Annotated in this window: 8 protein-coding genes; 7 read left to right on the top strand and 1 reads right to left on the bottom strand. The window is 66.9% G+C overall.

Going from position 1 to position 7,520, the window contains the following annotated elements:
• The 6 genes from N5096_RS03135 to N5096_RS03110 form a co-directional block, all read left to right on the top strand.
• Positions 1–889 (top strand): ABC transporter substrate-binding protein (locus tag N5096_RS03135; RefSeq protein ID WP_267662877.1); only part of this gene is annotated, 889 nt, incomplete at its 5' end.
• A gap of 38 nt (positions 890–927) precedes the next feature.
• Positions 928–1,878, top strand: coding sequence for an ABC transporter permease (locus N5096_RS03130; RefSeq protein WP_267662876.1), 951 nt, complete (start codon positions 928–930; stop codon positions 1,876–1,878).
• 3 nt (positions 1,879–1,881) lie between these two features.
• Positions 1,882–2,967: an ABC transporter permease gene (locus N5096_RS03125; protein ID WP_267662875.1), complete on the top strand. Its 1,086-nt coding sequence runs from the start codon at positions 1,882–1,884 to the stop codon at positions 2,965–2,967.
• On the top strand, positions 2,967–4,058 hold the full coding sequence (locus N5096_RS03120) for an ABC transporter ATP-binding protein (RefSeq protein ID WP_267662874.1): 1,092 nt from the start codon (positions 2,967–2,969) through the stop codon (positions 4,056–4,058). The genes N5096_RS03125 and N5096_RS03120 overlap by 1 nt, the downstream gene beginning before the upstream one ends.
• Entirely contained in the window at positions 4,055–5,368 is a 1,314-nt protein-coding gene (locus tag N5096_RS03115) for an ABC transporter ATP-binding protein (RefSeq protein WP_267662873.1), read from the top strand. Before N5096_RS03120 ends, N5096_RS03115 begins: the two co-directional genes overlap by 4 nt.
• 67 nt (positions 5,369–5,435) lie before the next feature.
• Positions 5,436–5,969 (top strand): DUF7974 family protein, encoded by a 534-nt coding sequence (locus N5096_RS03110; RefSeq protein WP_267662872.1) that lies wholly within the window; start codon positions 5,436–5,438, stop codon positions 5,967–5,969.
• A 25-nt stretch (positions 5,970–5,994) separates the two neighbouring features.
• On the opposite strand, the gene N5096_RS03105 is transcribed toward N5096_RS03110, so the two are convergent.
• On the bottom strand, positions 5,995–6,354 hold the full coding sequence (locus N5096_RS03105; RefSeq protein ID WP_267662871.1) for a hypothetical protein: 360 nt from the start codon (positions 6,352–6,354) through the stop codon (positions 5,995–5,997).
• A 554-nt stretch (positions 6,355–6,908) separates the two neighbouring features.
• On the opposite strand from N5096_RS03105, the gene N5096_RS03100 reads away from it, so the two are divergent.
• The gene (locus N5096_RS03100; protein ID WP_267662870.1) at positions 6,909–7,514 is read left to right on the top strand and encodes a hypothetical protein; all 606 of its coding nucleotides are present in this window, start codon (positions 6,909–6,911) and stop codon (positions 7,512–7,514) included.
• The last annotated feature ends 6 nt before the right edge of the window (positions 7,515–7,520 follow it).

Below are 7,520 nucleotides of genomic sequence, written 5' to 3'. Positions count from 1 at the left end.
CGACAACGCGGCGCCGTTCGAGCTCGACCAGTGGGAGAACCAGACGGGCGACATCGTCACCGGCAGCGCCGTCGGATACGACTTCATCACCTACCCGGTCAACCAGAGCCCGTTCACGAACGAGAAGCTCCGGCGCGGGATGACTCGTCTTCTCCCGAAGTCGGACGTCATCGAGGCCGTCTTCGGCGGCTACGCGACCGAGCTCGCGGCCCCGATCAGCCCCGGTCTCGGGGCGTTCTGGGACGAGGAGCACGAGCAGAACCTCCTCGACGAGTACGTCGGTCAAAACGAGGAGGAGGGGCTCCGCCTCATCGGCGAGGCGTTCGAGGAGGAGGACATCGAGGCGCCGTTCGACATCTCCTTTATTACAAACGTCAACCGGACTCGCGAGCGGTGGATGGAGATCATTCAGCAGACGATGGACGAGACCGAGTACTTCAACGCCGAGCTTGACGTCCGGTCGTTCGACGACCTCGTCCCGTTCCTCCTCGACCCCGAGGGCGCCGCGGCTAGCACGGACGTCGTCGGCATCGGCTGGACCGGGGGCTCCGACCCGGACGGCCACATCAACCAGCTGCTCCACTCCAGCCAGCACGTCCCGGACGGGTTCAACTGGAACCTCTACGAGAACGAGGAGATGGACCAGCTCATCACCGAGGGACAGACGACCCTGGGCACCGAAGAGCGGCTCCCGATCTACCAGGACATCCAGGAGCTCGTCGCTCAGGACGTCCCGATGGCGAACATGTGGACCGGCGACGTGATCGACGTCGTCAACCCGGCGAACATCGAGTCCGTCGACCAGTGGAGCCCGCACCCGAACGCGAGCAACCGCTACAACACGCTGTACAAGCCGCACCTCGACGAGGTCGTCTACCCCTCGGAGTAACCACCCCCAACACCCGATAGCCCTCTCATTCCACCTCGATGAGCCTCCAACGATTCGTCCTCAAACGCGGTCTGATAACCGTCCCGCTGCTGCTCGGGATCTCCCTGCTCACCTTCGGGATGGTCCACGCCATCCCCGGTGATCCGATCGACTTCATCACGCTGTTCACGGAGCTCGATCCGCAGACGGAGATGGAGATACGGGCCGAGTACGGCCTCGACCAGCCGGTGTACATCCAGTACATCGACTGGGTCACCAGCGCGGCGACGGGCGACTTCGGCCGGTCGATAATCACCCGCGACCCGGTGACAAGCGAGATCATGGAGCGGCTCCCGTACACGCTCGTGATGGGAATCATGGCGTTCGGCGTCACGCTCGTCACGGCGATTCCCACCGGCGTGATCGCGGCCTACTACCGCGACACCAAGATCGATCAGGCCAGCCGGGTGTTCGCGCTGCTCGGGATCGCGGTCCCGAACTTCCTGCTCGGCCTGCTGCTGCTGCTGGTCTTCGCGAGCTGGCTCGATCTCTTCCCCATCCTCCCGCCGACCAGTAAGGGGATTCTCAGCTACGACATGCTCGTGTACACCCTGTTACCCGCGATCACCATCGGGACCGGCTCCACGGCCCTACTGATGCGGTTGATGCGGTCCTCGATGGTGGAAGAGCTCGACAAGGACTACGTCCGGACAGCGCGCGCGAAGGGACTCCCGGAGCGAACGGTCGTCCAGAAACACGTCCTCCGGAACTCGCTGATATCGGTCGTCACCGTGGCCGCCATCCAGGTCGCCTTTATCATCAGCGGCTCCGTGGTCGTCGAGATCGTCTTCTCGTATCCGGGTATCGGACGCCTCCTCGTCAACCGAGTGGGCAACCGCGACTTCCCGGTGATCCAGGCCATCGTCCTCCTCATCGGCGTCGCCGTGATACTCGCGAACTTCGTCGCGGACGTGCTCTACGCGTACCTCGATCCCCGAATTCGATACTAGATAATGTCAAGCGAAACCTCACAGCGGACGACGGAACGCGGACGAATACGGGTCTCCGGCTTCGACGTCGACCGCGTCGAATCCAGGGAGCCGCTCTCCTCGTGGGAGCCGGACCTCCAGTCGGAGGCGGGACGCGGTCGCCTCGAGTACGCGTGGATGCGGTTCAAGCGGAACCGCCTCGCGCTGTTCGGCGCGACCACCATCGCCTTCATGGTGCTGCTCGCGGTGTTCTCTCGTCCCATCCAGCTCCCGAGTAGCTTCCCGGTGCTGGCCGGCCAGACGGTCCAGCCGTTCTCGCTCGCGCCGGCCGACCCCGCGGCACAGGACGTGATCACCGGGTACCGGGAGCCCACGCTCGAAAACCTCCTCGCGTGGCCGTCGGCCGGGCTCTACCTCTTCGGCGCCGACTGGGCCGGACGCGACATCCTCTCGCGGGTGATGTACGGCGGCCGCTGGAGCCTCTCGATCGGCTTCATCGCCGTCGCCATGGCGCTCCTCGTGGGTGTCCCGCTCGGCTCGGTCGCGGGCTACTACGGCGGCAAGGTCGACGAGCTCATCATGCGGCTCGTCGACCTGCTGTACGCGTTCCCGTTCATCGTGCTCGCGATCGCGGTCATCGCGGTGCTCGGCCGCGGCTACTGGGAGATGATCCTCGCCCTCGTCGTCGTCGGCTGGCTCCCGTACGCCCGCATCATCCGCGGCGAGATACTGAGCGTGAAGGAGAACGAGTACGTCACCGCCGCGAAGGCGCTCGGCTCCCGCGACCGGTCGATCATCACCCGGCACATCCTGCCGAACGCGATGGCGCCGGTGATAGTCCAGGCGACGCTCAGCATCGGTACTACGGTGCTCGTCGCCGCGGCGCTCGGCTTCATCGGGCTCGGCCTGTCCCCCGCGAGCGCGGAGTGGGGCGTCATGCTCAACGTCGAGCAGGACGCGATCGCCCGCGGTCGCTGGTGGGCCGGGCTGTTCCCGGGCCTCGCGATCTTCGTCTTCGTGATGGCGATCAACCTCGTCGGCGACGGCGTCCGCGACGCGTTCGACCCGCAGGGCGATCAGACCGACACCGACACCGGGGGGCTCCGCTGATGGCGATGCTCGAAGTCGAGGACCTCAACGTGCGGTTCTACACCGACGACGGCGTCGTCAGGGCGACGAACGACCTCTCGTACCGGATCGAGGCCGGGGAGCGGTTCGGCGTCGTCGGCGAGAGCGGGGCCGGCAAGAGCGTCACCAGTCTCGCGCTGATGCGGCTCATCGACGAGCCGGGCGTCATCGAGAGCGGCGAGATCCGGTTCAAAGGCGAGAACATCCTGGAGATGGACGACGAGGAGATGCGCTCGCTCCGCGGCAACGAGATCGCGATGATCTTCCAGGACGCCGGGACCGCGCTGAACCCCTCGTACACGGTCGGCGAGCAGATATCCGAGGCGATCCGGTACCACCTCGACCTGGACGAGGCGGCGGCCCGGGAGCGCGCCATCGAGACGCTGGAGTCAGTCGGGATCCCGTCGGCGGCCGAGCGGTACGGCGACTACCCGCACGAGTTCTCCGGCGGGATGCAACAGCGCGTCGTGATCGCGATCGCGCTGTCGTGTGACCCCGACCTGATCATCGCCGACGAGCCGACGACCGCGCTCGACGTCACCATCGAGGCACAGATCCTCGAGCTGTTAGAGGAGGTCGCGACCGAGTACGACACCGCGATCCAGCTCATCACCCACGACCTCGGCGTCGTCGCCGAGTTCTGCGACCGGGTCATGGTGATGTACGCCGGCCACCCGGTGGAGATGGCGCCGGTCGAGGACGTCTACTACGACCCGCAACACCCGTACACCGTCGGGCTGATGAGTTCGATCCCGCGGATCGGCGACGACCGAGAGCGCCTCCAGACGATCCCCGGGCGGATGCCGGACCTGATCGAGATGCCGCCGGGGTGTAACTTCCACCCCCGGTGCCCGTACGCCGAGGAGTCGTGCACCCGTGTGGAGCCGCGACTCGTCGACGTCGAGACCGGCGAGCCCGCGGACCCGATCAACAGCGACGCACAGACCGCCGCGTGTCTCGCCCACACCGGCGAGCTCGACGGCGAGCTCGACTACGAGGTGACCGTCCGCGGGGAGGACGGGCCGGCCGAATCCGGTCCCGCCTCGGGCTCTCCGGGGGTGACCGACCGATGAGCGGCTCCGAGCCGCTCCTCCGCGTCGAGGGGCTCGAGAAGTATTACGAGTCCGAGAGCGACTTCATCGACCGACTTCTCGGCCGGCAGAAGAAGGTGAAGGCGGTCGACGACGTCTCCTTCGAGATCCACGAAGGAGAGACGCTGGGGCTGGTCGGCGAGAGCGGCTGCGGGAAAAGCACCATCGGGCGGTCGATCCTCCAGCTCCGCAAGCCGACGGCCGGCTCGGTGTACTTCAAGGGGCAGGACATCACGACACTGTCCGACAGCGATCTCCGCGACCTCCGGAAGGAGATGCAGATCATCTTCCAGAACCCGCAGTCGAGCCTCAATCCGCGGCTGACGGTGAACGACATCATCGGCGAGGCGCTCGACATCCACGGGATCGAGGGCGACGTCTCCCGCGACGCCCGGATCAAGGACCTGCTCGAACGGGTAGGCCTCAATGCGAGCCACGCCAACCGGTACCCGCACGAGTTCTCGGGCGGGCAGCTCCAGCGGATCGGCATCGCCCGCGCGCTCGCGGTCGATCCGGAGTTCATCGTCTGCGACGAGCCCGTCTCGGCGCTCGACGTATCGGTGCAGGCGCAGATCCTCAACCTGCTGGAGGATCTCCAAGACGAGCTGGGGATCGCGTACCTGTTCATCGCGCACGACCTCTCGGTCGTCGAGCACATCGCCGACCAGATCGCCGTGATGTACCTCGGCAAGATCGCCGAGATCGGGACGCCGGAGGAGCTGTTCGCGCCGCCGCAACACCCGTACACCGAGGCGTTGCTGTCGGCGATCCCGGAGCCGGACCCGCTGTGGGACGGCGACCGGATCCTGCTCGAGGGATCGGTCCCGTCCCCGATCGACCCGCCGTCCGGGTGCAAGTTCCACACGCGGTGTCCCCGCGTCATCCCGCCGTCGGACTACGAGTTCGAACAGGAAGAGTGGCGGGCGGTCATGTCGCTCCGCCACCGCGCCCGCGAGGAGGACATCGCAGTCGAGACGTTCGACGACGGCGCGCCAATGGAGGCGCTCCGCGAGGAGCTCGACCTCCCGTCGACGCTGTCGGACCCGGAGGCGGAGCGGGTGGTCCAGGAGGCGCTTCGGTCGGTCGCGGACGAGGAGTTCGGCGACGCCGAGAGCCTCCTGAGCGAGACGTTCGACACCCCCTGCTCGACGGACAAGCCGGTGCTGCGAGAGACCGACGCCGGGCGGGTCGCGTGCCACCTCTTCGACCCGGCCTACGAGGCCGGGCCGAACGACGGGACGACGACCGGTGACGGACCGGCTGCGGGCTCGGCGGCGAGCGGCGACGACTGAGATCGCTTCGTCGCCCGCGGACGCCTCTCGACGACACGCTTATTCCTCCCGGCAGGTAGCCTCACTCATGCCTCCATCACGCCGGGGGGACGGCGTCGACCGCTCCGACGACGACCCGTTCCGACCGAACGAATCCGCCGAGCGGCACCGCCCGCGGGCCGCCAGAACCCTCCCGGCGGCGACGCTGGCCCGGTGGCTCCTCCCGGCGCGGGTCCACCGATGGGCCCTCTCCGTCAGCGTCGACACGCCGGCGACCGCGTACGAACGGGGAGAGCCGGTGCCGGTCGCGATCGGACTCCGGAACCCGCTGCCGGTCCCCGTGACCGTCGAGACGCGGTCGCCCGTCCCGTGGACGTGGCACGTCGACGGCCACCGCGACGCCTCGCACGTGCCGGAACCGCTCCCGGAGTCGGAGACGCGCTTCACGCTCGATCGGGGCGAGCGGAGGCGCTTCACTCGGCGCTGGCAGCAGAGCTTCCGAGTCTCGGAGACGGAGTGGCGTCCCGCCGACCGCGGCGAACACACGATCGGCGCCGGGATCGCCGTGGACGACCCCGAAGGGAAGGGCGTGTACGACGAGACGACCGTTCGGATCGAGTGACCGAGCGCCGGGAGACCGCGGCGCCCTACTCGTCGTCGCCGCTCGGGATGTCGATCTCCTCTTGGCGGTACCGCTCGGTCGCGAGCTCCGCGACCGACCGAAGCGCCTCGGCGAGGTCGTCCGACTCGTCGATCGCGTATCGGTCGGGGTCGCGTCCCTCGACCCGGTCGACGGCCAAGATTCCGAACCGCCCGAGCTCGTCGAGCGCCTCGTGGACGACGCTCTGGTCGACGCCCGCGCCCGCGGCGATCCGTTCGACCGACAGCGGCTCGGACGCGTAAAACAGGGTCGCGACGACCCGCGCCCGCACTCGGTTCGCGAACAGGAGCGCGAGCCCGTTCTCCTCTACGAGCCGCGTGTACTCATCGGTCGACTGCTCGTCCATACCCGTCGTTCACGAGCGAGCGGCATGACGGCTTCGGAATCGGCGGATCCGCGCGGGAGGAGGGGTCGTCGCCCGCTTACGACCGCTCGGCGGCTAATACGTCGATCTCATCTATCCGCGGATCCGTCTCGGACAGCTCGTCGTCCCGGTCTCAGGCCCGCAAGCATATGCCCGTCGAGGTGCCTGTCGCGCGTGTTCGGAGTTTCACATAGCTATCGGGCACGACTGATGCAGAGCCTGACGGCCCCCGGCGTCGTCTCAGCGGCTCCGGCCCCAGTGTACATGGCCATCCGCTATATTGAATGCGTTCGACGTGACGAGTTCCGCCGTTCGGGAACGCGTGACGTGGCTGACCGCCTGACCCGACGCCGGCAATACGGCCTCGAGCCGTCCCAATCCGCCGGAGCGATACGGGGGGTAAGACGGCCCTAAATTCGTCCTCCGCGCTCTCGGACGCGGGCTGACTAACACTTCCTTCGGGTATTCTGCTGCCAACGATATCGTATCAAATCGTGCGTTCAGTCCCGCCTCTACGGGCGAAGAGAGAGAGAACGATGGATCCAAACGAGCACGGCCGGAACGACGGGTTCGACGTAGCGAATATTAACCGCAGAAAGCTGCTGCGGGGCGTCAGCGCGGCCAGCGTGATCGGCGTTTTGGGACCGATCCCGCGGCGACTAAGGGTAAGCCGAAAGCTAAGGATAATAAACCCTGTTTCAAGGAGTTCAACTGCAGCGAAGGGTGACGTACGTCAAGTTCGAGTCGTTGCGGAGGACGCGACCGACGACCGCGAAAGCGCCGAGTGCCGCTTCGAGGAGGAAACGGACACCGACCCCATCACGGTTGACGGCTTCGATTCGAAAGACGGCGCGGACTGCGAGCCCATTTCGGTCGAGTGGAGCGTCGCCGACGGCTACGGCGCGACCGAGGTAATAGCCTACGGCGGTAAAGACTGCGTCTCCGCGGAGGATCCGTATCCGGACCAGCCGTTCGAGCCCGGGTTAGAGAACCCCGGCGGCGGGACGGCCGCTATCAGCAATCTCCAGTTCTGTGCGGAGGAGTCGGAGACGGTCGAACTCCCGGTACCTGATCCACACCCGTCGGGATATCCCCGACGGCGTAGAGTGGGAGTACGATCTCTCGCGGTCGGGAACGAGTAGTGTCGT

The sequence above is a fragment of the Halorubrum yunnanense genome, assembly GCF_026586675.1.
In the GTDB taxonomy this organism is placed as follows: domain Archaea; phylum Halobacteriota; class Halobacteria; order Halobacteriales; family Haloferacaceae; genus Halorubrum; species Halorubrum yunnanense.
This window is presented reverse-complemented; position numbering and strand designations above follow the sequence as displayed.